Raw genomic sequence first — 26,321 nt, forward strand, 5'->3', positions numbered from 1 at the left:
AAACGTAATGTGAATCGGCGTCGAATCGCTGAGCGCTTTCGCCCGGATTTGTCCGGGAATCCAGGCCTAATCATCAGGTGATTGACCGGTGACAACGATGCAAACACCTGTCATTGTGAGTGACGCATGACATGACAGTGATGGCTTTCGCCGTCCCCGTCATGTAACAGATCCACAAAGGAGGAGGACCTTTGAGGAGACGAGTCACAGCGGGCCTGGCCTCGGCCGCGGCCGCGCTGCTGGCAGCCGGTGTCGTCACGACGCCGGCGTCCGCCGCCCCGGCGGCGGAGCCCACCCCCGGCGTCGAGAAGGCCAAGCACAAGGACAACCTGGCGGATCCGAAGGCGGATCAGCAGCGGGAGGTCAAGAAGCAGGCGATCGCCGACCTGCTTCAGGGCAAGGCCAAGCTCCAGACGCGCAACGGCTCGAAGGTCATCCAGGTCAAGGACGACCTGTTCGTCGAGTACCAGCAGGCCCCGAAGACCGACCCGATCTTCACCATGCTGGTCAACTTCGGCGACAAGACGGACCCCCGCACCGGTGGAACCCCCGGTCCGGTGGCCAACCAGATCCCCGAGCCGGACCGCAACTGGGACGGCAGCTCCACCGACGACAACAGCACCCTGTGGCGGTCCAACTTCGACCGGGCCCACTACATGGACATGTTCTACGGTGAGGGCGAGTCGTTCCGGGACTTCTACCTCAAGCAGTCCGGCGGCCGGTACACCGTCAACGGTGACGTCAGCGACTGGGTCACCGTTCCCTACAACGAGGCCCGGTACGGCAGCAACGCCATCTCCGAGGCCGACGGCTACTGGAACTTCATCAAGGACAGCGCCACGTCCTGGTACGAGTCCCAGAAGGCGGCCGGCAAGACGCCCGAGCAGATCAAGGCGTACCTGGCCCAGTTCGACATCTGGGACCGGTACGACTTCGACGGCGACGGCAACTTCAACGAGCCCGACGGCTACCTCGACCACTTCCAGGCGGTGCACGCCGGTGAGGGCGAGGAGGCCGGCGGCGGCGCCCAGGGCGAGGACGCCATCTGGTCGCACCGCTGGGCGGCGTTCACCAACCTCGAGGGCAAGGCCGGCCCGGCCGGCAACCTCGCGGGTGGTGTGCAGATCGGCGACACCGGGATGTGGATCCGTGACTACACCACGGAGCCGGAGAACGGCGGCCTCGGCGTCTTCGCCCACGAGTACGGTCACGACCTCGGTCTGCCGGACCTGTACGACACCGCGGGCGGCGACAACGGCGTCGGCTTCTGGAGCCTGATGTCCTCGGGTTCGTGGCTGGGCCACGGCACCGACGACATCGGTTCGACCCCGGGCTACATGGACCCGTGGTCGAAGCTCTTCCTGGGCTGGCTGAACCACAGCACGGTCGAGTACGGCAAGGGCAGCACCCAGGTGACCCTGGGCCCGGCCGGTGACAGCGACGGGCCGAAGGCCCAGGCTGTCGTCGTCAACCTGCCCGCGCAGACGCAGACCACGAACTACAACACGCCCTTCGGCGGGTCGTACGAGTGGTGGGGTGGCAGCGCGGACGACCTGAACGCCACGCTGACCCGCACCCTGGACCTGACCGGCGCGACCTCCGCGTCGATCACCTCCAAGCTGCAGTACGACATCGAAGAGGACTACGACTACCTCTACGCCGAGGTGTCGAACAACGGCGGCGCCACCTGGACCGACCTGAAGAACAACCTGGTCGACGCGGGTGACAGCGGCATCGACGGTTCCAGCAACGGCGCGTGGGTCGACTCGACCTACGACCTGTCGGCGTTCGCCGGTCAGACCGTGCTGTTCCGCTACCGCTACGCGACCGACGGTGGCGTGCACTTCGCCGGTCCGTTCCTGGACAACGTCTCGCTGACCAAGAACGGCTCGGTCGCGTGGACCGACGACGCGGAGACCCTCGCCGCGGAGTGGACCGCCAAGGGTTGGACCCGGATCACCGGCTCGGTGACCGACACCTACCCGCGCTTCTACATCGCCGAGAACCGGACCTGGTTCGGTTACGACGACACGCTGCGGACCGGCCCGTACAACTACGGGTTCGCCAGCCGCCCGAACTGGGTGGAGCACTTCTCCAACCACCAGGGCATGCTGGTCTGGTACGTGAACTACGCGTACGGCGACAACAACACGTCGACGCACCCGGGCTACGGCCTGAACCTGCCGGTGGACGTCCGTCCCGACAAGATCAACGTCGGCGGGCAGGGCACCATCACCAACCGGCGCAACGGCTACGACGCCACGTTCAGCCTGTACGCCAAGCCGGCGCAGACCTTCCACAAGAACGACGTGGCGGTCACCGTTCCGGCGCTCGACCCGCAGCCGATCTTCAGCGACAAGGGCATCGCCAAGTACTGGAACGCGGGCAACCCGTGGAACTCGGTGAAGGTCGCCGGCACCGGCACCACCATCGAGATCCTCAAGCAGGGCACCACCCCGACCAGCGACATGGTCGTCAAGGTCACCAACTGATCGGGTAGCACCAACGCGAGGGGCCGGTGGCGGCGACGCCACCGGCCCCTTTCGCGTACCCCGAAGCATTTCGTCCCAGCTCAACCCCACCCGATCGACCGACCCCGATGTGACGGTGAGGAGCGTTCCCATCAAAAAGTTGCTACAAATCGACGCGCCTGTCTTCCCACGCGTCACGGGAATGTCTATCTTCACCAGTGGTCCCACAAGTGGGACCGTCCACCGGCCCGTACCCCCGTAGGGCCGGTTCCCTCACACCGGAGGTACCACGTGCGCAAAGTCGCAGTGGGTCTGCTCGGGCTTTCGTTGACGGCGACAGGGCTGGTGGCGGGCACGGCCGCCAGCGCGGCGCCGACCCCGAAGCTGCCGGCTGCCGCTCCGGCGGCGGCCGAGCCGCAGGCCCCTCACGATCTGCCGGACAAGCTCGAGGACAAGCGGCGGGCACTCCGCCAGGAGGGCCTCAGCGAGGTTCTGTCCGGCCGGGCCAAGGCCCAGAAGATCAACGGCAGCACCGTCGTCAAGGTCGGCGAGACCGCCGGCGGCGCGGCGGCGGCGGCCGGCGCTCGGACCGCCAGCAACAAGGCGGGCAAGAAGGACCAGTACGTCGAGCTGGCCCGGGAACGGACCGACAAGATCTTCGTGATCCTCGCCGAGTTCGGCGACGAGCGCGACCCGGCCTACCCGGACAAGGACACGAACCCGGACATCGCAGGTCCGACCCGGTTCGACGGTCCGCGGCACAACGAGATTCCGCAGCCCAACCGGGCGGTGGACAACTCCACCGTCTGGCAGGCCGACTACAGCGCCGACTACTTCCGGCAGCTGTACTTCGGCACCAAGCCGGGCGACGAGTCGCTCAAGCAGTACTACGAGGCCCAGTCGTCCGGCCGCTACACGGTGGACGGTGAGGTCACCGACTGGGTGAAGGTCAAGTACAACGCCGCCCGGTACGGCCGCTCGGACGACCCGATCGCCGACGACTCGGACGACCCGGCCAACGACCCGGCCGTCTGCGCGGACAACGTCTGCCCGAACACCTGGGACCTGATCCGCGACGCCGCCAACCAGTGGGTCGCCGACCAGAAGGCCAAGGGCCGCACCGACGCCCAGATCAAGGCCGACATGCAGTCGTTCGACCAGTGGGACCGGTTCGACTACGACGGCGACGGCAACTTCAACGAGCCGGACGGCTACATCGACCACTTCCAGATCGTCCACTCCGGCGGCGACCAGGCCGACGGTGACCCGCACCAGGGTGAGGACGCCATCTGGAGCCACCGGTGGGCGGCGTACAACACGTCGCGCGTCGGTCCGCCGAACTTCCCGATCGGCGGCACCGAGATCGGCGACACCGGCGTCTGGATCCGCGACTACACGATCCAGCCGGAGAACGGTGGCCGCAGCGTCTTCTACCACGAGTACGGCCACGACCTCGGTCTGCCGGACGACTACAACGTCATCAGTGGTGGGGACAACAACAACGAGCACTGGACCCTGATGGCCCAGAGCCGGCTCAGCGGCAAGAACGACGCCGGCATCGGCGAGCGCGGCGGCGACCTCGGCGCCTGGAACAAGCTCCAGCTCGGCTGGCTCGACTACGAGGTGGTCAAGGCCGGGCAGAAGCGCGACCTGAACCTGGGCCCGCAGGAGTACAACTCCAAGAAGGCGCAGGCCGCGGTCGTGGTGCTGCCACAGCGGGAGTACACCTTCCAGTACGGCGCTCCGTTCGAGGGCACCAAGCAGTACTTCTCCGGTAACGACGACGACCTGGACAACACCATGACCAGGACGCTCGACTTCACCGGGAAGACCTCGGCGGCGCTGTCCATGAAGGGGCGCTTCAACATCGAGACCGGCTACGACTACCTCTTCTTCGAGGCGTCGCTGGACGGCGGCAAGACCTGGGCCGCCCTGCCGGGCACGGTCAACGGCAAGCCGATCCCGCCGGTGTCCAACACCGACCCGACCCCGGGTCTGACCGGCAGCAGCGCGGGCAAGTGGGTGGACATCAACATCCCGATGGACGCGGCGGCCGGCAAGGTCGTGCAGTTCCGCTTCCACTACCTCACCGACGGTGGGGTCTCCTCCGGCGGCTTCTTCGGTGACGCCATCACCGTGACCGCCGACGGCCAGACCGTGCTCAGCGACGGCGCCGAGGCCGGTGCCGGGGACTGGGCGCTCGACGGCTGGAGCATCACCGGGGAGAGCTACACCCGGCTCTTCGACAACTACTACATCGCCGGCAACCGGTCGTACGTCTCGTACGACAAGTACCTGAAGACCGGCCCGTACTTCTTCGGCTACGCGAACACCCGCCCGGACTACGTGGATCACTACGCGTACCAGACGGGTCTGCTGATCTCGTACTGGAACCTCCGGTACGCGGACAACGACACGTTCGCCCACCCGGGCGAGGGTCGTAACCTGATCATCGACGCGCACCCGCGGCCGATCTACAACCTGACCGGCGCCCCGTGGCGGGCCCGCGTCCAGGTCTACGACGCGCCGTTCAGCCTGAAGAAGGCGGACTCGTTCACGCTGCACATCAACAGCCAGCCGCAGTACATCCGTGGCCAGGCCGCGCAGCCGCTGTTCGACGACACCAAGCAGTACTGGTACCCGGAGCTGCCGAACCACGGCGTCAAGGTTCCGGCCGCCGGCGTCAAGATCAAGGTTCTCCAGCAGGACGGCACCTCGATGAAGGTCCGCTTCTCCTGAGCCGCTGATCACCGCTACACCTCGCGATGCCCGGGCAGGTCACCTGCCCGGGCATCGCCCTTTCCGGTGGCCGTGCCGGCCGCGCCCGTCCCGGAGAATCCCCTGATCCTCACCACCTGCGGGCCCGCCCACGCGGTGCCCGCCCTAGGCTGTGCCCCATGACCGACCAGCGCGGCGGACCCGTCGACGAGTCCTGCGTCCTCCCCGAGGGGCCGTGGACGCACCGGTTCGTCGGCGCCAACGGCAGCCGCTTCCACGTCGTCGAGGCCGGCACCGGCCCCATGGTGCTCTTCCTGCACGGCTTCCCCGAATACTGGTACGCCTGGCACGAGATGCTGCCGGCGGTCGCCGACGCCGGCTTCCGCGCCGTCGCCGTCGACCTGCGCGGCTACGGCGCGAGCGACAAGCCACCCCGGGGGTACGACGGCTACACCCTCGCCGCCGACGTGGCCGGGCTGATCCGGGCCCTCGGCGAGCGGTCGGCCACCCTGGTCGGCAGCGGCGCGGGCGGGCTCATCGCCTGGACGGCCGCCTCGTTCCACCCCACCCTGGTACGGCGGCTCGTGGTGCTCGGCGCGCCGCATCCGCTCCGGCTCCGGGCCGCCATCTTCGCCGACCCCCGCGGCCAGTTCACCGCCTCCACGCCCACGCTGAAGTTCCAGCTCCCCCGCTACGAGCACGTGCTGACCCGCGACGACGCCGCCGAGGTCGAGGCGATGCTGCGCCGGTGGGGCGGGCCGCGCTGGGTGAACGGTCCCGACTTCGACGCGTACGCCAGGTGCTGCCGGGTGGCCATGCAGATCCCGCAGGCGGCGTTCTGCGCCATGGAGGGCTACCGCTGGGCGTTCCGGTCGGTGCTGCGGCTGCACGGCTACCGGTTCGTCCGGCTGATGCAGAAGCCGCTGACCACCCCGACCCTCCAGTTGCACGGCGCGCTCGACCGGGCCTCACTGCCCCGCACCGCCCAGGGCTCCGGCCGCTACGTCACCGCGCCCTACGAGTGGCGGTTGCTCGACGGTGTCGGCCACTTCCCGCACGTGGAGGCCCGGGACCTGGTGCTCGGCGAGATCCTGCGCTGGACGAAATCCTGACTCAGACCCGCTGCTCGCGCAGGTCGGTCACCTCGTTCGCGGGCGCCCAGCCCTGGTAGACGCCGAAGTCGAACGCCTCCAGCCCCATCTTCTGGGCCACCGGCCAGCGGCCGCCGGTGTACTCCACGCGCAGCCAGCCGTCGTGCTCGGCCAGCACGATGAACGGCTGCCCCTGCCAGGTGCAGGTGGTCCGCACGTACGCCAGGTCCTCGACCTCGGCAACCGGCACCACCCGGACGTGCCGGCCGGGGCGTACCTCGGTGAAGCCCTCGCCCGGCTCCGGCTGGTACAGGCGGACGTCGCCGCCGTCCGGGCTGGCCTGGTACTCCCGGCCCCGCCAGCGGGCCACGTAGCCGTCGCGGGTCACGCCTCGTCCGCCCTGACCCAGAGCAGCGCGTCGGTGTCCAGCACGGCGACCACCCGCTCGCTGCGATCCGCGCCGATCCGCCACAGCTCGGCGCCGTGCGGCAGCCGGGCGCTGTCCACCTTGAACTCGGCGACCACGTCGCTGCTCTCCCCCGGGGCGAAACCGTTGCCGCGGAACGGGGGCCGCTCGATCACCCAGCCCTCCATCGCCCGCATCGCGCCCTCGTTCTGCCCGCCGTAGGGGATCCGGTAGAGGCTCGGCCGGTAGGCCGGCCAGCGCAACACGTAGATCTCCTCGGCGTCACGGGAGAACGGCGAGCCGGGGTGGCCGAGACCGAGCGCGTCGTACAGCTCGGCCGGGGTGCCGAGGTGGGCCAGCTCGCCGGCCCGGTGCACGAAGCCGGACACCCGGTCGTAGCCGCGCTCCAGGTAGTAGGCGAGCTGGCTGGGAGCGATCGCCTTCTGCATGGTCACGGGGCGGGCCGGGTCCACCGCCGGCGCAGCGGGCCGGGGCTCGGCCGACGGCGCCGGTGCGGTGGTGGGCGGCTCCGGCTCGGTCTCCGGGTCGTCACCCAGCCCCACCTCGGCGGCCCAGTTGGCCAGCGCGAGAACCTGCTCCCCCGGGTACGTCGCCCCGACCGGGGTGCCCGGGTTCACGGCGAACGACCAGCTCACGTCCGGCCAGCGGCGGATGAGCTGCACGAACTTGACCCGTACCGTCTCGGTCGGGCCGCCGGCCCGGTGCGCCAGCCGCTCGGGCGAGGTGTAGACCACCACGTACGTCCCGCCGTCGATCTGCTCCGTGCACCAGACGAAGCCGGGATCGCCCGGCCGGCTGCCCGCCACTGAATCGGCGGCGACCGGCAGCAGCACCCGGGCCAGCAGCAGGGTGGTGAGGAAGCTGTCGGTGCTGCCGCTGCCGGCCGCGCTCAGCAGTTCCTCCTCGACCTCGTTGGCGGGCACGAAGTCGGCGTCCCTGGCACCGTCCACCGGGGACCCTGCGGCTCCGGCCGTTGGCTTTTCCGGCGGCACGGGCCCGGCCGCGGGCGCGAACACCGACGTCGTCGGCTCGGCCGCCGGGGCAGCCGGCGCGAACATGGACGTGGCCGGCCCCTCCGCGGCGGCAGCGGTCGGTACGAACACCGAGGTGGTCGCCTCGTCAGCGGCGACATTCGGCGCGAACACCGACGTCGTCGGCTCCTCGGCTGCCGGCGTGAACGGCCGCGTGTCCGTCCCTGCGGGTGGCTCGAAGAGGGGCACGTCCGGCGGGGGCGCGGGCGGCTCGAACAGCGGCTCGGTCCGCTCGTCCTCAGAAGGGGCCGGCGCGAAGAGCGTTGTCCTCTCCTCCGCCGGGGCGCTCCGGTCCCGCTGCGGCGCCGTGGGCTCCGTCGACGCGAACAGCGACGCGGTCGGCTCGGGCGCCGGGGAGGCCGAGGCGAACCGCGACGTGGTCGGCTCGGGCGCCGGGGAGGTGGGCGCGAACAGCGAGGTCGTCGCCTCGTCCGCCGTCGCGCCCCGGTCGGGCGGGGACACCACCGGGCCGGCGGGCGGCCCCGCCAGCGGCGCGGTCGGCTCGTCCCCCGAGCCGGCAGCGGTGAACAGCGGCGACGGGCGCGGATCGTCGGCCGGGTTCGACGCGTGCGGCGCGGACGGGCCGGACAACGGCGCGGACGGGCCGGACAGCGGCACGGTCCGCTCGGCGGGCATGTCGGCGGGCGTCCCCGCGGCAGGAGCCGCCCGGAGGTCGGACGGCCCGGCGGCACGGTCGAGGACCGGCGACGGAGGCGGGTCGACGAGCAGCGGCACGGTGGGGTCGGTGGGACCGGCCCAGGGCGCCGCCGGGCCGCCGTCCCCCGGGGACGCGGCCGGCGCCGTGGCCGACGCCATCGCGGAGGCGGCGGCGGGCACCGTGGGCACCGCGTACGGCGCGGGCGGCGGAACGGCGGCGGGGCGCGGCGCCGGCTCGGTCAGCTCGCGGGACTCGATGACGGTGCCCTCGATGACGATCGGGGTGAAGCCCCGGCGCGACGCGGGTGGGGCGGACACCGGCTCGGCGATCGACGGCGGAAGCTCCTCGGCCTCGGCGAGGTCGGCCGGGCCGGGGATCGGCTGGGTCTGGTCCTCCGATCCCGGGTCGTCGCCCGTGCCGGGGTGCCGCCGGGGCAGCGCCTGGGTGGCCTCTGCGGCCGGGGCCGGGCGGAACGGCCGCTCCGGTTCCGCGGGTCGGCTCGCCGGGGTCGGTTCGGCCGGGTTTACCCGGAACGCCTGCGTCGGGTCCTCCGGAACCGGCTCGTTCAGCGGCCGGCGGCGCGGGAACGGCTGGCCGCCGCCGGCGAACCGGGAGGGCGGCGTCGCCCGGTCCCCGCCGCGGCGCGGCGCGTCCAGCGGCGAGGGGCGCCGGGGCGAACGGCCGGAGGTGGGCTCGAAGAAGGATCGGGCGGGTGGCGGCGCGGGTTCGACCGATCGGCCGTTGGTGGGGCCGGAGCGGCCGGCATCGGTGAACGGATCCGGCTCGTCGGGACGCCGACGCAGGTCGGTGAGCCAGCCGTCGAGATTGTCCGCGCCCGGCTCGCTGCCGGCGGGGCCGGTGGGCCGCGCGTCGTCCCACGTACGGCGGCCGAGCGGGCGGGCCGGACGGCCGTTCGCCGGGTCGGGGCGGCGGGACGGTGGTGGGGCGGGCGGGTCGGCCGCGCCGGGGACGGTGGGCCGGGTGCTCGGGGCGGGAACGGTGGGGATCGGAACTGTCGACGGCTCGCCGGCCGGCTCGCTGCGGGCCGGCGGCACCCGCCCTCCGGCCGCCGGGGACACGGGTGGCGGGGACACAGGCGGCGGGGACACGGGCGGCGGGGGGACGTCCCGGCCGGGCGCGGGCGGGCCACCCCGGGCGGCCCGGGCGGCGCTCTCCACCCGCTCCAGGCGAGCGCGGGCGCCCATGGTCCGGCCCGGCAGCCGGACGTCGCCCCGGGCGAGCTGCGCGACGAACCAGGCCGGCAGGTAGCCCTCGATGGGCAGCCCCGGATTGACCGCCAGCCACCACTCGTGGTTGGGCCAGTCCGCGGCCAGGTCGGCGTACGGGACCCGGCGGGTGGCGCCGGCGTTCTCGCCCAGGCAGGCGCGCAGCGCGGTGGCGGAGGTGAAGGCCAGGACGTGCGTGCGGCCCCCGGTGGTCCAGGTGCCCCAGCCCGTCGGGCCCCGCCCGGCGGGCTTCTCCGCGGCGACCGGCAGCAGCAGATCGACGCGGGTCAGGACGCGGAAGTAGAGCTGCTGGTCCTGTGCGCGGAGCGCATCCCGCATCGCCACCTCGGCCTCGGTGGCCGGTTCCCATCCGGTCACGGCCACGTCTCCTTCCGCGAACAGGCCACAGGCATCGCCTACAACCTACAAGGTGGTAACAAGATCACAATGCCTGGCCATCGACGGTCGGCCGGGTCGTCGGCGAGGCGCTAACATCCCGTTCCGGAGTCGACACGATACGGAGGCCGTCGATGTCCCGGCCCACCGCGCGCCCGGCCCTGGCCGTTCTGGTGACCCTCCTGGTCGCCGGGTTTCCGGCCGCCCCGGCGGCGGCCCGGGCACCGTCGGCCTGCGCCACGCCGCCCACGCCGGCCCGCCCCGTCGCGGAGCAGCCCTGGCCCCAGCAACGGTACGCGCCGGACCGGCTCGCCCCCCTCGCCACCGGCGCGGGGGTGGTGGTCGCGGTGGTCGACTCCGGGGTGGACCGGTCCCATCCGCAGCTCGCCGGCCGGGTGCTCGACGGGGTCGACTTCCTCGACCGGGGCGGCGACGGCACCCGGGACTGCGCGGGGCACGGCACCGGCGTGGCGAGCATCATCGCCGCCGCGCCCCGGCCGGGTGTGGCCTTCCGCGGGCTCGCGCCGGACGCGCGCATCCTGCCGGTACGCGTCAGCGAGCAGCAGGTGGTCGAGGGGCGGGAGTCGGGGCGTACGGTCGGGGCGGCCGACTTCGCGCGGGCGATCCGGTGGGCGGTGGACCACGACGCGGACGTGGTCAACCTGTCCGTCGTGCTGTACGCGGACGACCCCGCCGTGCGCGCCGCGATCGCCTACGCGGTCCGGCGGGACGTCGTGCTGGTGGCCGCCGCCGGCAACCTGCACGACAGCGGCGACCCCCGCCCGTACCCGGCCGCCTATGACGGGGTGCTGGGGGTGGGCGCGATCGGGGCGGACGGCATCCGCGCCGCCTTCTCGCAGACCGGCCCGTACGTCGACCTGGTCGCCCCGGGCAGCGACGTGCTCATGGCGGCGCCCCGGCAGGGTCACCACCGGGCGGAGGGGACGAGCTACGCGGCGCCCTTCGTGGCCGGCACCGCGGCGCTGGTCCGGCAGTACCGCCCCGAACTGGACGCGGCCGAGGTCGCCCGGCGGATCGTGGCGAGCGCCGACCCGGCTCCGGGGCGGGCGGACGGTTACGGCACGGGGGTGCTGAACCCGTACCGCGCGGTGACCGAGACGGGTGGGCCGGCCTCCGGCCGGGGGACGGGGGCGGCGCTCCCGGTCGACCGGCCGGACGCCGCGGAGCTGGCGCGGCAGGCGCGCCGGACGACGGCCCGGGACCGGGCGCTGCTGGTGGCCGGCACCACCGGGGCCGCCGCCCTCCTGGTGATGCTGCTCGCCGTGGTGCTGCCCCGCGGGGCGCGCCGCCGCTGGCACCCGGCCGACCCGGCCTGACCCTGACGGAACGGACGCCACCGGCCGGAACGGACGCACCCCGGTGGGACCTGACGCCACCCGGGCGGAACTGAGGCCGTTCGGAGAGGATTGAGGCGCCCGGCCGGAGCTGACGCAGCGGCGGGCGGCACGGGCGGGAGTGCCCGTGCCGCCCGCCGGCGGTCACTGGAACAGGTTGACGTTGCGCTTCTCGGTGTCGAGGTAGTCGGCCGCGGAGTCCTCCACGGCCAGCTTGATGTCGCGCAGCATGGCCTGGAGGTCCTGCGAGGCGGCCCGCCAGCGGGCCTGCCGCTGCTCGTACGCCTCGCGCGCCTCGCCGGACCAGCTCGTCACCAGCGGGGCGGCGTCGCGTTCGAGCTGCCCGAGCTGGCTTTCGAGGGTGGTCAGCGCCCTCTGGATGTCCGCGCCGGCCTGTTGCAGGGCGGCGAAGTTGACGACCAGCACACCGTGGTCCATCTGGGTCCTTCCCGTGCGTCAGAGCGGTAGCTGGATGCCGCGGTTGGTGCCCGCCACCCGGCCGGCGGCCTCGGTGTCGGACACGTCGTACTGCCGGCCGGCGGTGCGGATCGCGGTCGCGGTCTCCCGCAGCGCCCGTTGCAGGGCCGCCTGATCCTGCGCCCACTGCTGCTTGACCTGCGCGAAGGAGCGCCCACCGGCGCCCCGCCAGGCCTGCTGCAACACCTCCAGCTCGGCCATCAGGCCGCTGAGCATGGTCTGCAGCGACTGGTCGACCTGCTCGAACTTCGCGGCGGTCTGCTGCATCACCGCGGCTTCTGCCTGGGTCTGGGACACCCCGGACGTCACCTCGTCTCCTCGGTCGTGGCTGGTCGCTGAGCGACCACCGTGGACTCGCCGGAGCGCGCCGCCGGAGAAGGGGGAAGGGGGACGGCTGGCGCACTCGACGGAACTCGTCGCTGACGGTAGCCGTCCGACTCCGGTTCTGCTACCCCCTCGGGCTCCCCTGTGGACAACGAAGCTCTACGATGTGCCACGGCGGCGTCACCCGGCGAACACGCGGAGGAGGTGCGGTGACCGCGACCACGACCGGCCGGCCGGCTTCCGCACCCGCCCCGCCGGCGCAGTGGACGCGGCGGCCGGCTCCGGCCGTTCGCGCCGGGCAGGTGGTGGCCGCCCAGGTCGCGGTGGCGGTGCTGGTCGCGGCCGTGGGCCGGGGTGTCCCGGTGACGGCGGCGGCCCTGCTGCTGGCAGCGGTCCTGCTCCCCGCCACCTGGGTCCGGTTCCGGGGCCGCTGGCTCTTCGAGTGGCTCGCCGTCGGCGCGGCGTACCTGGCCCGGCGGCGCGCCCTGCCGGCGGCCTCCGGGCCGGCCGCGCTGCTGGAGCTGGCGCACCCCGGGGCGGTGGTGCGCCCGGCGGAGCTGGCCGGCGGCCCGGCGGCGGTGCTGGAGGACGCCGCCGGGATGACCGCGCTGCTGGAGATCGGCGACCCGGACGACCTGCTCGGCGAGGGCCCGCGGGAGTTGCCGTCGCCGCTCGGCCTGCTGCCCGTGCCCGGGCCGGAGAGCCCACCGGTCCGGATCCAGCTGCTGTGCTCGGCGTCGCCCGCGCCGGCGCCCACCGCCGGGGCGGGCACGGCCGGCACGTCGTACCGGCAGCTCACCGACGGGCGGCTGGCGGGGCGGGCCCGCACGGTGCTGGCGGTCCGGGTGCTCCGGGCCGACGGCTGGTCGGACGAGGAGCTGCGTCGCGCCCTGTCCGGCACGGTCCGGCGGATCGTGCGCCGGCTCGGCCCGCTCTCCGGTCGCCCGCTCGGCGGTCCGGCGGCGCTGCGCGTGGTGGCCGAGCTGGCCCACCACGACGCCGGGGCGCCCGTGCGGGAGAGCTGGCCGGCGGTGACCGTGGGCGGGCTGCCGCAGACCACCTGGCGGCTGCGCCGGTGGCCGGATCCGCGCACCGACGCGGCGCGGCGGATGGTGTCCCGGCTGCTGGCGCTGCCGGCCACCGCCACCACCGTGTCGCTCTGCGTGGGCCCGCGCGCCGGCGCCGACGCCGCGCCCACGCCGGCCGAGCTGACCGTACGCCTGGCCGCCCGCACCACCGCCGAGCTGTCGGTGGCCGAGCGGGCGCTGCGCCGGCTCGCCGGGGATCTCGGCGCGCATCTGCGCCGGCTGGACGGCGAGCACCTGGCCGGGCTGGCGGCCACGCTGCCGCTGGCGGTGGCCCGCGCCGCCGCCCCGGTCGGGCCGGAGCTGGCCGCCCTGGAGCTGACTCTCGGCGAGTCGGGGTTGATGGTGGGCGCGAACCGGCACGGCGGCGCCGTGACCGTACGCCTGTTCCGGCCCACGACGACCCGGCTGCTGCTGGTCGGTGGGGCACGCGCGGCCCAACTGCTGGCCCTGCGGGCGCTGGCGCTCGGCGCCCGGGTGGCGGTGCAGACGACCCGGCCCCGGGTCTGGGAGCCGTTCGTCCGCGGGGTGGGCGCACCGGGCGGTGCGGTGCCGCTGGTCCCGCCGGGGCGGCCGGTCGGCGGCGCGCCGGGGTCGCCGCTGCACCCGTTGCTGCTGGTCGTCGACGTCGGCCCGGTGCCGCCGGAGGTCGGTCCGGCGGCGGCCTGGCAGTCGGTGCTTGTGGTCCGCGACGAGCTGACCCCGGCCGACACGGCCGCGCTGGCCCGCGCGGACCTCGCGATCCTGCAACCGCTCGACCCCGGCGAGGCCGCGCTGGCCGGCGCGGCGCTGGGCCTGGGCGGTTCGGCGGACTGGCTGACCCGGATCCGGGACGACATGGTGGCGGTGGTGAACCGGCGGGCGTTGCGGTGGGCGCTGCTCTCGCCGACGCCCATCGAGTCGCAACTGGTCGGTCGCCCGGCCCGCCATTGAGCCGATCACGGGTTCCGCGAGTCGACGCGGCGTGGCACGATCCCGGCCATGGATTTTCTGAAGGGTCTTCTGATCCGGCTGGCCTCGACGGCGGTGGCCTTCTGGTTGGCCACGCTCCTCATCCCGGGCATCTCGCTGGACTCGGATTCGGCCACCGAGACGGTGACCACGCTGGTCCTCGTCGCGGTGATCTTCGGGGTGGTCAACGCGGTGCTCCAGCCGATCATCAAGACCGTCGGCTGCGGCTTCTACCTGTTGACCCTCGGCCTGATCGCGCTGGTGGTCAACGGCCTGCTCTTCCTGCTCACCAGTTGGATCGCCGGTGAGGCGGGCCTGCCGTTCCACGTGGACGGCTTCTGGCCGGCCGCGGTGCTGGGCGCGCTCTTCGTCGGCATCGTCACCTGGATCCTCGGCGCCGTCCTCGACCGCGACTGAGCCCGCACGACCCGTCGATTCCCGCCCGCCGGCCGAGGCCAGTGGGCGGGAATTGGCTGGCGAGGCCGGGTCGGGCCGCAACTAGGGTCGAGGGGTGTTCACCCTGACCCGCCCCGACGGCTACCTGCTCAGCACCGATCCGGACCGGCTCGACCTGGACCGGGTGCACCACTGGCTCTCCACGGACGCCTACTGGGCGCTCGGGCGGGACCGGGACACGGTGGGGCGGGCCTTCGCCGGGTCGATCGGCTTCGGCGTCTACCGGCCCGGTGACGGGCGGCAGGTGGCGGTGGCCCGGGTGGTCACCGACCGGGCGACCTTCGCCTGGCTCTGCGACGTCTACGTCGACAGCGCCGAGCGGGGCCGGGGGCTGGGCACCTGGCTGGCCGGCGCGGCCCGCGACCACCTGGCCGAGTGGGGCGTACGCCGGATCGTGCTGGCCACCAACGACGCGCACGGGGTCTACGCGAAGGTCGGCTTCACGCCTGTCGAGCCGGGCCGCTGGATGGAGTACGACAAGCGGGTGACCCAGCTCACCGGAAAGGAGCAAAGCGCCGGTTCACCACTTACGGTGGAGGCGTGAACCAGACCCGTCTCGGCTACCTCTACGGCTTCGGCGCGTACCTGCTCTGGGGTTTCTTCCCGATCTACCTGAAGCTGCTCCGCCCGGCCGGGCCGGTGGAGATCCTCGCGCACCGGATCGTCTGGTCGGTGGTCTTCGTGGCGCTGCTCCTGGCCGCCATGCGCAACATCGGTTTCCTGCGGGCGCTGGCCCGGCGTCCCCGGGCGCTGGCCGCCATCGCGGCCGCCGCCGCACTCATCGCGGTCAACTGGGGCACCTACATCTATGGGGTGAACTCCGACCGGGTGGTGGAGACCGCCCTGGGCTACTTCATCAACCCGCTGGTCGTGGTGCTGATCGGGGTGTTCGTGCTGCGCGAGCGGCTGCGCCCGGCGCAGTGGGCGGCGCTCGGCGTGGGTGGCCTCGCGGTGGCGGTGCTGACCGTCGACTACGGCCGGCTGCCCTGGCTGGCTCTCACGCTGGCCTTCAGCTTCGCCGGGTACGGGCTGGTCAAGAAGCGGCTCGGCCTACCCGCCGCGGAGGGGCTCTTCGTCGAGTCGGCGGTGCTGGCCCTGCCCGCCCTGGCCTACCTCGGCTGGCTCGGCCGGCAGGGCGACGCCACCTTCGGGCACGGCTCCGGGCACACCGTCCTGCTGGTCCTGGCCGGCGCGGCCACCGCGATCCCGCTGCTGCTCTTCGCCGGGGCGGCCAACCGGCTGCCGCTGACCGGGCTGGGCATGTTGCAGTACCTCGCGCCGATCCTCCAGCTCGGCTGCGGCGTGCTGGTCTTCCACGAGCCGATGCCGCCGGCCCGGCTGGCCGGGTTCGCCCTGGTCTGGGTCGCCCTCGTGGTGTTCACCGTCGACGCCGTCCGGCACACCCGGCGCACCCGCGCCGAGGCACGGGCCGCCGCCCCGGTGCCCGCCGGCGCCCGCTGACCGCACCTCAGCGGGCGTCGTAGGCGAGCACCGGGGTGCCGTCGGCGCGGACCAGTTCGAGGCGGACCAGCTCGCCGTGGGTGAAGTGGGTGGCGCCGACCACCCGGACGTTGTCGCCGGGCGCGGCCAGCCAGGTGCCGACCTGCTCCGTCGCGCCGTCCGGGCCGTGCGCCACCAGCCGGAAGGTGTACGCCTCGCGGTGACCGGCGCGCTGGTCGTACCCGCAGCGCATGGTGACCTCGGTGCCCCACCGCTTGTCGGTCAGGGCGACCTCGGCGTGCAGCGGCACCGGCCCGTCGACCGGCCGCATGGCCGTCATGGGCACCGGCGCCGGGGTGCTCGCCGTCGCGGTGGCCGTCGGCGGCGGGGCGGCCGGCGGGCGGACCAGTGACACCCCGACGCCGGCCAGCACCGCGAGCGCGGCGGCGGCGAGCGCCGTCAGCGCGTACCGTCGCCGGGACCGGGACCGCTCGCGGCGCCGGCGCTCCCGCGCGGCGTCGAGCAGTGCGGGCACCCGGGAGGTCTCCGCGGCGGACGGCAGGAACTGCTCCAGCCCGGCCGGGTCGAGCCGGCCCAGCAGGCCGGGCAGCACGGCGATCTCGGCGACCGCCTCCCGGCACGACGCGCAGCCGGCCAGGTGCCGCTCGTAGGCCGCCCGGTCGGCGGGGGCGAGGGCGCCCAGCACGTACGCGCCGTCGTCGTGCGCGAACTCGCAGCGGGTCATCCGGTCACCCCCATCTCGGCCAGCGCCAACCGTAGTGAGCGCAACGCGTAGTGCGTGCGGGACTTCACCGTGCCCGGCGGCACCCCGAGCCGGGCGGCCGCCTCCGCCACCGACCGCCCCTGGTAGAAGCACTCCACCAGCACCTCACGGTGGGTCGGGCTGAGCCGGTTCAGCGCTTCGGCCACGGTCCACGCCTCCACCGCGCGCTCCGTCTCGTCGACCGTCTCGGCGGGTTCGGGCAGCTCGTCGGTGTAGACCTCGCCGACGCGGGTGGACCGCCGGCGCCAGGCGTCGATGGCCAGGTTCCGGGCGGTGGTGAAGAGCCAGGCGCGGACCGAGCCACGCCGCGGGTCCAGCGACTCGGGATGCCGCCAGGCCCGGAGCAGGGTCTCCTGCACCAGGTCCTCGGCGCGCGTGCGGTCGCCGTTGACCAGCCGGAGGGCGTGCGCGAAGAGCGCGTCGGCATGCTCGTCGTGCAGCGCGCGCAGCAGTTGGGCGTCGTGGTCACTGATGGCGGTACCTCGCTTCCGGCGGCGGGGAGACCGGCGATGCGTTCGCCCCTTGATACGTGCCGTGACGCCGATCGGTTCAGCCGCAGGTCACACGGTAGGTGTTCACGTCCGGTTCACACACCCGCCGGTGCCCGCTCACCGTGCCCTGGCAGCGTCCGGCCCGTACGCGCGACCGGGTGCTCCGGCCGCGCCACCGACGTCCGATCAGGAGGCTCCACCCCATGAGCGACCGTCCTCGGCTGCTCCCGCTGCTGGGCGCCACCCGCCACGGCGCACGGGACGCCATGACCTGCCAGTACCGGTGCGGCAACGCCTGCGACCACCCGGTGCCGAACCGCTCCGACAACCCGTACTTCGGGGATCTGGTCGACGCCGAGGTCTCCCGGCGTGGCGTGGTGCGGGCCGGCGCCGCGGGCGCCCTCGTGCTCGGCTTCAGCGGCGCCGTGGCCGGTGCCCTCGCCGGCGCGGCCCCGGCCGCCGCCGCCCCCGCCGCCCCGGCCGTCCCGGGCGCCGGCGAGGCCGCCGCGCCGGCCGGCGGGGTGGGCAGCGGCGCGCTGACCTTCCGGCCGATCCCGCCGAACAAGCTGGACACCCTTGTCGTGCCCAACGGGTACGACCACGCCGTGGTGATCAAGTGGGGTGACCCGGTGGTGCCGGGCGCGCCCGCGTTCGACGTGCACGCGCAGACCGCCGCCGCCCAGGCGAAGCAGTTCGGCTACAACAACGACTTCGTCGGGGTGCTGCCGATCGACCGCAGGCGCGCGCTGCTGGTGGTCAACCACGAGTACACCAACGAGGACCTGATGTTCCCCGGCTTCACCGGCCAGGACGCGCTCTCGGTGGAGCAGGTGCGGGTGGCCATGGCCGCGCACGGCATGTCGGTGGTGGAACTGGAGCGGGTGGACGCCACCGGGCAGTGGCGGCCGGTGCGCAGCGGCCGCCGGCAGTACAACCGGCGGGTCACCGCGCTGGCCACGAAGTTCGAGCTGACCGGCCCGGCCGCCGGCTCGGCCTGGCTGCGCACGGCCGCCGACCCGAAGGGCCGTACGGTGGTCGGCACGCTGAACAACTGCTCCGGCGGGGTCACCCCGTGGGGCACGGTGCTCTCCGGCGAGGAGAACTTCAACCAGTACTTCGTGGGCGGCGACGGCGCGCCCGAGGAGCTGAAGCCGAAGCTGGCCCGTTACGGCATCCCGACCGACGTGCGTCACCCGAGCGGCAGCCGGAAGTGGGAGCGCGCCGACGAGCGCTTCGACCTGGCGAAGCACCCGAACGAGGCGCACCGCTTCGGCTGGGTCGTCGAGATCGACCCGTTCGACCCGGAGAGCCGCCCGCGTAAGCACACCGCGCTCGGCCGGGTCAAGCACGAGGGCGCCAACGTGATCGTGGCGAAGGACGGGCGCGTGGTCGCGTACATGGGCGACGACGAGCGCTTCGACTACCTCTACAAGTTCGTCTCGGACAAGAAGTTCATGCCGGGCAACTCGTGGGTGGCCCGCAAGCACAACCTGACCCTGCTGGAGTCCGGCACGCTCTACGTGGCCGCCCTGGAGGGGAACAGCGCCGCCGAGATCGACGGCACCGGCAAGCTGCCCTCCGACGGGGCGTTCGACGGCCGGGGTCGCTGGATCAAGCTGGTGAGCGGCAACCGCTCGTACGTCGACGGGATGACCGCGGCCGACGTGCTGACCTTCACCCGCCTCGCCGGGGACAAGGTCGGCGCCACCAAGATGGACCGACCCGAGGACGTCGAGCCGAGCCAGCTCACCGGCAAGGTCTACGTGGCGCTGACCAACAACACCGACCGGGGCAAGGCCGGCAAGGCGGCGGCCGACGAGGCGAACCCGCGCAACCTCAACAAGCACGGGCAGATCCTGGAACTGGTCGAGGATCGGGGCGACAACACCGCCGAGAGCTTCGCCTGGTCGCTGCCGATCGTCTGCGGCGACCCGGCGGACCCGGCCACCCACTTCGCCGGGTACGACAAGACGAAGGTCTCCCCGATCTCCTGCCCGGACAACGTCGCCTTCGACGCCACCGGCAACCTGTGGATCTCGACCGACGGCAACGCGCTGGGCAGCAACGACGGCCTCTTCGCCACCGCCGTCGAGGGCCCGGAGCGGGGCCACCTGAAGCAGTTCCTCACCGTGCCGCTCGGTGCCGAGACCTGCGGCCCGTTCATCACGAAGGACAACCGGTCGGTCTTCGTGGCCGTGCAGCACCCGGGCGAGATCACCGGCGCCTCGGTGGAGAACCCGGCCTCGACCTGGCCGGACGGCGACTTCGCCAAGCCCGGCGTGGTGGTCACCTGGCGCCTGGACGGTGGCCCGGTCGGCAGCTGACGTTCCCCTGCGCGGTCCGGCGCTGGACCGCCCGTGGAGGGCCCCTTCCCCCGCCGGGGAGGGGCCCTTCGCGTGTCCGCTCCGGGGTCAGGCGTCTGCGGCGATGCCGTCGGCGACCGCGCGGGCCACCGTGAGCAGCTTGGCGCGGACCACCCGGGCGGACGTCATCATCTCGCTGGCCGGCAGCGCGCAGGCCAGCACCACCCGGCGCTCGATGTCCTTGTCGGGGGTGACCAGCACCGCGGCGCACGCCACCCCCTGCCGGAACTGGCCCAGCTCCAACTGCATGCCGCGCCGGTCGCCGGCGGCCAGGTCGGCCTCGAACGCCTCGACGGTGGTGAGGGTGGCGCCGGTGAACGGGCGCATGCCGTATTCCCGCAGGTAGCGGAAGCGCTGCTCGGGGGTGAGGGTGGCCAGCAGGCCCTTGCCGAGCGCGGTGGCGTGCGCGCCCTCGTCGAAGCCCGGCACCAGGTCCTCCAGGTACGGCGAGCGCGGCCCCTCGGCGACCGCCGTGAGCGCCACCTGACCGCCCACGAAGCGGCCCAGGTAGTGGCTCCAGCCGGTGTCCGCCGCGGCCCGCCGCAGCGCCTCCCCGACCGGCGGCGGCCCGCGGAACGCGGTGACCAGCTCGCGGTAGCGGTCGGCGACCTCCAGCCCGACGATGTACGTGCCGTCCTCCCGGCGGATCACGTAGCCCTCGTAGGCCAGCGTGCGCACCAGGTGGTAGGTCGTGGCGACGGTCAGCTCGCAGCGGCGGGCGATCTGCTTGACGGTGAGCCCTTTCGGCGCACGGCCGACCGACTCGAGCACTCGTAGCGCGCGGGAGACACTTCGGATCAGGTCCGAAGGTTCCGCCAAGGGGTCACGCACAACCACCTCCGCCGCCGGGGACTTACACCATATGAAAAACAGGCCGAGTGCGAAATGCCTGTTCGGATCGAGGATGCCAGATCACCGGGCACGGACCGTGCACCGACAGACACGATCAGCTGCCAAAACGTGACCGGCGTAGGTTGGGCGGGCCATGACCGAAACCTTGTCGCATCCCGCTCCGCCCGCGCCCCGGCGTACCGTCCGGACCAACGCGGGCGCGATCGCCACCACGATCGCCTGCGTCCTGCCCGTCTTCCTGGTCGGCGGGCTCGCCGTGCAGATGGGCGACGACCTCGACTTCACGCCCGCCCGGCTGGGCCTGGCCGTCTCGGTCTACTTCGGTGTCAGCGCCCTCGCCTCGGTCCCCTCCGGCGCCCTGGTGGAGCGGTACGGGGCGGCCGTGGTGGCACGCGCCGGCATCCTCCTCTCCGCCGGCTCGCTGCTGGCCGTTGCGGGGCTGGCCCGGTCGTACCCCGTGCTCGTGGTCCTGCTCGCGCTCAGCGCCGCCGCCAACGCCCTCGGCCAGCTCGCCAGCAACGCGGCGCTGGCCCGGCACGTGCCCGCCCACCGGCAGGGCCTCTCCTTCGGGCTGAAGCAGGCCGCCATCCCGGTCTCCACCCTGCTTGCCGGCGCGGCGGTGCCGACCGTCGCGCTGACCGCCGGCTGGCGCTGGGCGTTCGTGGTGGCCGCCCTCGCGGCGCTGGCCGCGCTGCCGGCCGTACCCCCGGCGGAGCGGGACCGGGTCCGGCGTGCCGCCGCCGGCCGGGCGGGGCGGGCCACGACGGCGCTCGTGGTGGTCGGCGTGGCGGCGACCCTGGCGGCCGCCGCGGCGAACGCGCTGGGCACCTTCGTGGTCGACTCGGCGGCCGGTCGGGGGCTGTCCCCGGCGCTGGCGGGCCTCACCCTCACCCTGGGCAGCGCGGTCTGCGTGGCCGCCCGGGTGGGCGCGGGCTGGCTGGCCGACGGCCGGGAGACCGGCCACGTCGCGCTGATCGCCGGGATGCTGATGGTGGGTGCGGTGGGGCTGGCCCTGCTCGCGGTGTCCGGCCCGGTGCCGCTGGTGGCCGGCGTGGTGCTCGGCTTCGGCCTCGGCTGGGCCTGGCCCGGGCTGATGAACTTCGCGGTGGTCCGGCTCCACCCGCAGGCCCCGGCCGCCGCCACCTCGATCACCCAGACCGGGGTGTACGCGGGCGGCTGCGTCGGCCCGCTCGGCCTCGGCGCGATCGCCGACACTCTCGGCTACCCGACCATGTGGCTGGTAGCGGCGACCGCCATGCTCCTGGCCGCCGCCCTGATGCTCCTGGGCGCCCGCCTACTGTCCGCCCACCCACCCGGCCCCCGCCTCGGTGATCATGAAGTTGGCGGCAGTTCGGGAGATCGACTCCGCCGCTAACCTCATGATCAACCAGCGAGGCCGCCGGAGGGCAGGGCAGCGGGCGGGCAGGTTCGGGTCAGCTGGTGCGGTCGGCGATGTAGTCGCAGAGGGATTCGAGGGCTCGGCGGGCCGGGCCCGCCGGGAGGGGCGCGAGGCGGGCGCGGGCGTCCTCGGCGTAGCTGCGGACCGTCTCCCGGGCGCGCTTCAGCGCGGGCGACTCGCGGAGCAGGCCGAGTGCCTCGGCGTGCAGCGCGTCGTCGACGAGCGGGCCGGTCGCCAGGATCTCCCGGAGCCGGACGCTGGCCGCGTCGGAGTCGTCGGAGGCGAGCGCGTAGAGCACCGGCAGGGTCGGCACGCCCTCGCGCAGGTCGGTGCCGGGCGTCTTGCCCGACTGCACCGACTCGCTGGCGATGTCCAGCAGGTCGTCGGAGAGCTGGAAGGCCACCCCGATGATCTCGCCGTAGCCGGCCAACGCCTCGATGTGCTCGGCGGACGCACCGCCGAACATGCCGCCGAAGCGGGCCGAGGTGGCGATCAGCGAACCGGTCTTCTCGGCGATGACGTGCAGGTAGTGCGCGACCGGGTCGCTGCCGCGCGGGCCGACCGTCTCGGCGATCTGCCCGTGCACCAGCCGGGCGAAGGTGCGCGCCTGGAGGCGTACGGCCTCCGGGCCCAGGTCGGCCGAGATGTCCGCGGCCCGGGCGAAGAGGTAGTCGCCGACCAGGATGGCCACCGAGTTGGTCCAGCGGGAGTTGGCGCTCGGGGCGCCCCGGCGCACGACCGCCTCGTCCATGACGTCGTCGTGGTAGAGCGTCGCCAGGTGGGTGAGCTCCATCACCACGGCGGCGGGCACGACCTCCGCGGCGTCCGGGTCGCCGAACTGGGCGCCCAGCGCCACCAGCAGCGGCCGGAACCGCTTGCCGCCGGCCTCCACCAGGTGCCGGGCCGCCTCGCTGACGAGCGGGTCGGCGCTGGCCACGCTGGCACGCAGGTCGGTCTCGACCCGCTCCAGGAGACCCAGGACGGACGCCTCGACCCGCGGATCGGCGAGGTGCAGGCCGAGCGCGCCGAACTGACCCGTGCCCTCCGGGCCCGGACCACCGCCCGGGCCGGTGGCACCTGAACGCTCGCCAGCCGGAATCACCACGCCATCAACCATGCCACACCCGTTCGACCTGCCCGGCGAGGGGGATACGGACCGGGGGCCGGCACGCCTCGGCGTACCGGCCCCCGGGGTGGAACCTCTGTCATCGCACGAATTCGGCGGCACCGTTGGCCAGGTCGAGCAGGGGCGCCGGGGCGACACCCAGGACCAGCGTGGCGAGCACGCCGATGACCAGGGCCGCCGAGGTGAGCGCGCCCGGCACGGTGACCGTCGGGGTGGCGTCGCCGGGCTCCGAGAGCCACATCATCACCACGACCCGCAGGTACGGGAAGGCCAGCACCATGCTGGTCAGCACGCCGGCGATCACCAGCCAGGCCTGGTTCGCGTCCAGCGCCGGGGCGAAGACGGCGAACTTGCTGGTGAACCCGCTGGTGAGCGGGATACCGGCGAAGGCCAGCAGGATGAACGTGAAGATCGCCGCGAAGAACGGCGACCGGCGGCCGAGCCCGGCCCAACGGGACAGGTGGGTGGCCTCCCCGTCGGCGTCCCGGACCAGGGTCACGACGGCGAACGCGGCGAGCACCGAGAAGCCGTACGCGACCAGGTAGAACATCGTGCCGGAGAGCCCCTCCTTGCTGGGCGCCAGCACGCCCACCAGCAGGTAGCCCGCGTTCGCGATCGACGAGTACGCCAGCAGCCGCTTGATGTCCGTCTGGGTCACCGCGAGCACCGCGCCGACCAGCATGGTCAGCACCGCCACCGCGCCGAGCACCGGGGTGAAGTCCCAGGAGGCCCCCGCGAAGGCGACGTGGAAGACCCGCAGCAGGGCGCCGAACGCGGCGACCTTGGTGCAGGCGGCCATGAAGCCGGTCACCGGGGTCGGCGCGCCCTGGTAGACGTCCGGGGTCCAGACGTGGAACGGGGCGGCGGCGGCCTTGAAGAGCAGGCCGATGGCGAGCAGCGCCATGCCGGCGAAGAGCAGCACCGGGCTGGACGAGGACTCGGACACCGCGGCGTGCACGGTGGCGAAGTCGACGCCGGCGCCCCGGCCCGGGATCCCGGCGGTGAAGCCGTAGATCAGGGCCACGCCGAAGAGGAAGAACGCCGAGGCGTACGCGCCGAGCATGAAGTACTTGAGCGCGGCCTCCTGGCTCAGCAGCCGCCGGCGGCGGGCCAGCGCGCAGAGCAGGTAGAGCGGCAGCGAGAAGACCTCAAGTGCGATGAACATGGTCAGCAGGTCGTTCGCCGCCACGAAGATCAGCATGCCGCCGATCGCGAAGGTGACGAGCGGGTACACCTCCGTGGTGCCGCCCATCCCGTCGGCCTGGCGCCGGTCGTCGGCCGACTCGGCGGTGACCGCGGCGTGGGCCACGAAGGCCCCGCCCCGCTCCACCGTGCGCTCGCCGATCAGCAGCAGCGCCATGGCGGCCAGGATCAGGATCGAGCCCTGGAGGAAGAGCGTCGGCCCGTCCACGGCGATGGCCTGGCCGGCGGTGATCAGCCGGTCGTCGGCGTTGAGGATCACCATGGTCAGCGCGCCGAGCACCGCCAGCAGGGCGAGCGCGAGCTGCACCGTGTTGCGCAGGCGGCGCGGCACGAACGCCTCGACCAGGACGCCGACCAGGGCGGCGCCCAGCATGATCAGGATGGGAGCGAGCGCCGCGTAGTCGATCGACGGCAACTTCAGCTCGGTCATTTCGCGGCCTCCTGGACGCTACCGACCTCCGGGGCGGGATCGGTCCGACCCACGTCCTGCATGGTCGCCTTCACGGCGGGGTTGATGACATCGGTGACCGGCTTGGGGTAGAAGCCGAGCAGCACGATCAGCGCGATGAGCGGGGCGACCACGATCTTCTCGCGCAGGCTGAGGTCCCGGCGCATGCCGTCGACCTCGGTCAGGGCCGGGTTGAGGGTGCCCTGGGTGGTGCGCTGCACCATCCACAGCACGTACGCCGCGGCCAGGATGATGCCGAGCGTGGCGATCACCGCGACCGGCTTGTTCGTGGTGAACGTGCCGATCAGCACCAGGAACTCGGAGACGAACGGCGCGGTGCCGGGCAGCGCCAGCGAGGCGAGACCGGCGAAGAAGAGCACCCCGGCGAGCAGCGGCACCAGCTTGCCCGCGCCGCCGAAGTCGCTGATCAGCGCCGAGCCCCGGCGGGCGATCAGCATGCCCACCACGAGGAAGAGCAGGCCGGTGGCCAGCCCGTGGTTGAGCATGTAGAGCACGGCGCCGGTGCCGGCCTGGGTGGTGAAGGCGAAGATGCCGACCCCGATGAACCCGAAGTGGGCGATCGAGGTGTACGACACCAGCCGCTTGAGGTCGTTCTGGCCGACCGCCAGCAGCGCGGCGTAGATGATGCCGATCACGCCGAGCGCCAGCGCCCACGGGGCGAACCACCGCGACGCCTCGGGGAAGAGCGGCAGGCAGTACCGCAGGATCCCGAAGGTGCCGACCTTGTCCAGCACGCCGACCAGCAGCGCCGCCGCGCCGGCCGGGGCCGCGCCACCGGCGTCCGGCAGCCAGGTGTGGAACGGGAAGAACGGCGCCTTGATCGCGAACGCGAGGAAGAAGCCGAGGAACAGCCAGCGGGCCGTGTCGGTGGCGAACTCGGCCTGGCTGAGCGCCTGCCAGTCGAAGGTCTTCCCGCCGACCACCCAGAGGCCGATCACCGCGGCCAGCATGAACAGGCCGCCGACCAGGGAGTAGAGGAAGAACTTGACCGCCGCGTACTGCCGCTGGTGGCCGCCGTAGCTGCCGATGAGGAAGTACATCGGCACCAGCATGACCTCGAAGAACACGTAGAACAGGAACACGTCGGCGGCGGCGAAGACGCCGATCATCGTGCACTCGAGGACGAGCAGCAGCGCGAAGTAGACCGGCACCGAGCGCCGGGACGACTCGGCGTCATGCCACGACGCCAGGATCACCAGCGGCACCAGGATCGCGATCAGCATCAGCATCACCAGCGCGATGCCGTCCACCTCGAAGGTGAAGTTGACGCCCCAGTTCGGGATCCACGCGTAGGACTCGCGGAACTGGAACCGGTCACCGTCGGCCTGGAAGGTGATCCACATGGCCACCGAGAGCACCAGCACCAGCAGCGACCAGCCGAACGCCACCAGCTTGGCCAGGTCCGGGTTGCGCCGCGGCAGCAGGGCCACGACCAGGGCGCCGACCAGCGGCGCCACGGTCAGCACCGAGAGGAACGGGAAGTTGGACATTATTCGGCCTTACCTCCGTCGTGACTGCGTGGCCCGCC

20 protein-coding genes are annotated in these 26,321 nt (G+C 73.2%); 10 read left to right on the forward strand and 10 right to left on the reverse strand.

Annotation, left to right across the window (positions count from 1 at the left end; translation table 11 throughout):
• The first annotated feature begins 191 nt into the window (after positions 1-191).
• From GA0070603_RS17875 to GA0070603_RS17885, 3 genes are all read left to right on the forward strand, one after another.
• A complete protein-coding gene (locus GA0070603_RS17875) occupies positions 192-2,492 on the forward strand; it encodes an immune inhibitor A domain-containing protein (protein ID WP_091315226.1) in 2,301 nt (766 codons plus the stop codon).
• Positions 2,493-2,777: 285 nt separating this feature from the next.
• On the forward strand, positions 2,778-5,210 hold the full coding sequence (locus tag GA0070603_RS17880) for an immune inhibitor A domain-containing protein (RefSeq protein ID WP_091315229.1): 2,433 nt from the start codon (positions 2,778-2,780) through the stop codon (positions 5,208-5,210).
• 158 nt (positions 5,211-5,368) lie between these two features.
• Entirely contained in the window at positions 5,369-6,301 is a 933-nt protein-coding gene (locus GA0070603_RS17885) for an alpha/beta fold hydrolase (RefSeq protein WP_091315232.1), read from the forward strand.
• Between the two features lies 1 nt (position 6,302).
• On the opposite strand, the gene GA0070603_RS17890 is transcribed toward GA0070603_RS17885, so the two are convergent.
• Positions 6,303-6,668 (reverse strand): UCP033725 family protein, encoded by a 366-nt coding sequence (locus GA0070603_RS17890; protein ID WP_091315236.1) that lies wholly within the window; start codon positions 6,666-6,668, stop codon positions 6,303-6,305.
• Positions 6,665-10,000 (reverse strand): SseB family protein, encoded by a 3,336-nt coding sequence (locus GA0070603_RS31520; protein WP_244282553.1) that lies wholly within the window; start codon positions 9,998-10,000, stop codon positions 6,665-6,667. The genes GA0070603_RS17890 and GA0070603_RS31520 overlap by 4 nt, the downstream gene beginning before the upstream one ends.
• A 152-nt stretch (positions 10,001-10,152) precedes the next feature.
• Between GA0070603_RS31520 and mycP the strand changes: the two genes are divergently transcribed.
• Entirely contained in the window at positions 10,153-11,355 is a 1,203-nt protein-coding gene (mycP, locus tag GA0070603_RS17905) for a type VII secretion-associated serine protease mycosin (RefSeq protein WP_091315239.1), read from the forward strand.
• Between the two features lie 162 nt (positions 11,356-11,517).
• On the opposite strand, the gene GA0070603_RS17910 is transcribed toward mycP, so the two are convergent.
• Together GA0070603_RS17910 and GA0070603_RS17915 are read right to left on the reverse strand one after the other, a co-directional pair.
• Positions 11,518-11,811 (reverse strand): WXG100 family type VII secretion target, encoded by a 294-nt coding sequence (locus GA0070603_RS17910; RefSeq protein ID WP_091315243.1) that lies wholly within the window; start codon positions 11,809-11,811, stop codon positions 11,518-11,520.
• 18 nt (positions 11,812-11,829) lie between these two features.
• Complete coding sequence (locus GA0070603_RS17915; protein WP_091322065.1) at positions 11,830-12,147, reverse strand: WXG100 family type VII secretion target; 318 nt, start codon at positions 12,145-12,147, stop codon at positions 11,830-11,832.
• A 191-nt stretch (positions 12,148-12,338) separates the two neighbouring features.
• On the opposite strand from GA0070603_RS17915, the gene eccE reads away from it, so the two are divergent.
• The 4 genes from eccE (at position 12,339) to rarD (ending at position 16,127) form a co-directional block, all read left to right on the forward strand.
• The gene (eccE, locus tag GA0070603_RS17920; RefSeq protein ID WP_208862904.1) at positions 12,339-14,192 is read left to right on the forward strand and encodes a type VII secretion protein EccE; all 1,854 of its coding nucleotides are present in this window, start codon (positions 12,339-12,341) and stop codon (positions 14,190-14,192) included.
• A 48-nt stretch (positions 14,193-14,240) separates the two neighbouring features.
• Positions 14,241-14,627: a phage holin family protein gene (locus GA0070603_RS17925; RefSeq protein ID WP_091315250.1), complete on the forward strand. Its 387-nt coding sequence runs from the start codon at positions 14,241-14,243 to the stop codon at positions 14,625-14,627.
• Positions 14,628-14,721: 94 nt separating this feature from the next.
• Positions 14,722-15,210, forward strand: coding sequence for a GNAT family N-acetyltransferase (locus tag GA0070603_RS17930; RefSeq protein WP_091315256.1), 489 nt, complete (start codon positions 14,722-14,724; stop codon positions 15,208-15,210).
• A complete protein-coding gene (gene rarD, locus GA0070603_RS17935) occupies positions 15,207-16,127 on the forward strand; it encodes an EamA family transporter RarD (protein ID WP_091315261.1) in 921 nt (306 codons plus the stop codon). The genes GA0070603_RS17930 and rarD overlap by 4 nt, the downstream gene beginning before the upstream one ends.
• A 7-nt stretch (positions 16,128-16,134) precedes the next feature.
• Here the strand turns inward: rarD and GA0070603_RS17940 are convergent, their stop codons facing one another.
• A complete protein-coding gene (locus GA0070603_RS17940; protein ID WP_091315265.1) occupies positions 16,135-16,851 on the reverse strand; it encodes an anti-sigma factor family protein in 717 nt (238 codons plus the stop codon).
• Complete coding sequence (locus tag GA0070603_RS17945; protein ID WP_187399663.1) at positions 16,848-17,363, reverse strand: sigma-70 family RNA polymerase sigma factor; 516 nt, start codon at positions 17,361-17,363, stop codon at positions 16,848-16,850. Before GA0070603_RS17945 ends, GA0070603_RS17940 begins: the two co-directional genes overlap by 4 nt.
• A gap of 221 nt (positions 17,364-17,584) precedes the next feature.
• Here GA0070603_RS17945 and GA0070603_RS17950 point away from each other — a divergent pair, with 221 nt between their 5' ends.
• Positions 17,585-19,705 (forward strand): PhoX family protein, encoded by a 2,121-nt coding sequence (locus GA0070603_RS17950; RefSeq protein WP_091315272.1) that lies wholly within the window; start codon positions 17,585-17,587, stop codon positions 19,703-19,705.
• A gap of 87 nt (positions 19,706-19,792) precedes the next feature.
• Here the strand turns inward: GA0070603_RS17950 and GA0070603_RS17955 are convergent, their stop codons facing one another.
• A complete protein-coding gene (locus GA0070603_RS17955) occupies positions 19,793-20,575 on the reverse strand; it encodes an IclR family transcriptional regulator (RefSeq protein WP_091315275.1) in 783 nt (260 codons plus the stop codon).
• A gap of 154 nt (positions 20,576-20,729) precedes the next feature.
• Between GA0070603_RS17955 and GA0070603_RS17960 the strand changes: the two genes are divergently transcribed.
• Entirely contained in the window at positions 20,730-21,971 is a 1,242-nt protein-coding gene (locus GA0070603_RS17960; protein WP_091315278.1) for an MFS transporter, read from the forward strand.
• Positions 21,972-22,029: 58 nt separating this feature from the next.
• Here the strand turns inward: GA0070603_RS17960 and GA0070603_RS17965 are convergent, their stop codons facing one another.
• The 3 genes from GA0070603_RS17965 to GA0070603_RS17975 form a co-directional block, all read right to left on the reverse strand.
• Positions 22,030-23,112 carry a polyprenyl synthetase family protein gene (locus tag GA0070603_RS17965; protein WP_091315282.1) on the reverse strand — a complete coding sequence of 361 codons (1,083 nt, stop codon included), beginning with the start codon at positions 23,110-23,112 and terminating at the stop codon, positions 22,030-22,032.
• 88 nt (positions 23,113-23,200) lie between these two features.
• Positions 23,201-24,754 (reverse strand): NADH-quinone oxidoreductase subunit NuoN, encoded by a 1,554-nt coding sequence (gene nuoN, locus GA0070603_RS17970; protein ID WP_091315285.1) that lies wholly within the window; start codon positions 24,752-24,754, stop codon positions 23,201-23,203.
• Positions 24,751-26,283 (reverse strand): NADH-quinone oxidoreductase subunit M, encoded by a 1,533-nt coding sequence (locus tag GA0070603_RS17975; protein ID WP_091315289.1) that lies wholly within the window; start codon positions 26,281-26,283, stop codon positions 24,751-24,753. The genes nuoN and GA0070603_RS17975 overlap by 4 nt, the downstream gene beginning before the upstream one ends.
• Between the last annotated feature and the right edge of the window lie 38 nt (positions 26,284-26,321).

Source organism: Micromonospora chersina (genome assembly GCF_900091475.1).
In the GTDB taxonomy this organism is placed as follows: domain Bacteria; phylum Actinomycetota; class Actinomycetes; order Mycobacteriales; family Micromonosporaceae; genus Micromonospora; species Micromonospora chersina.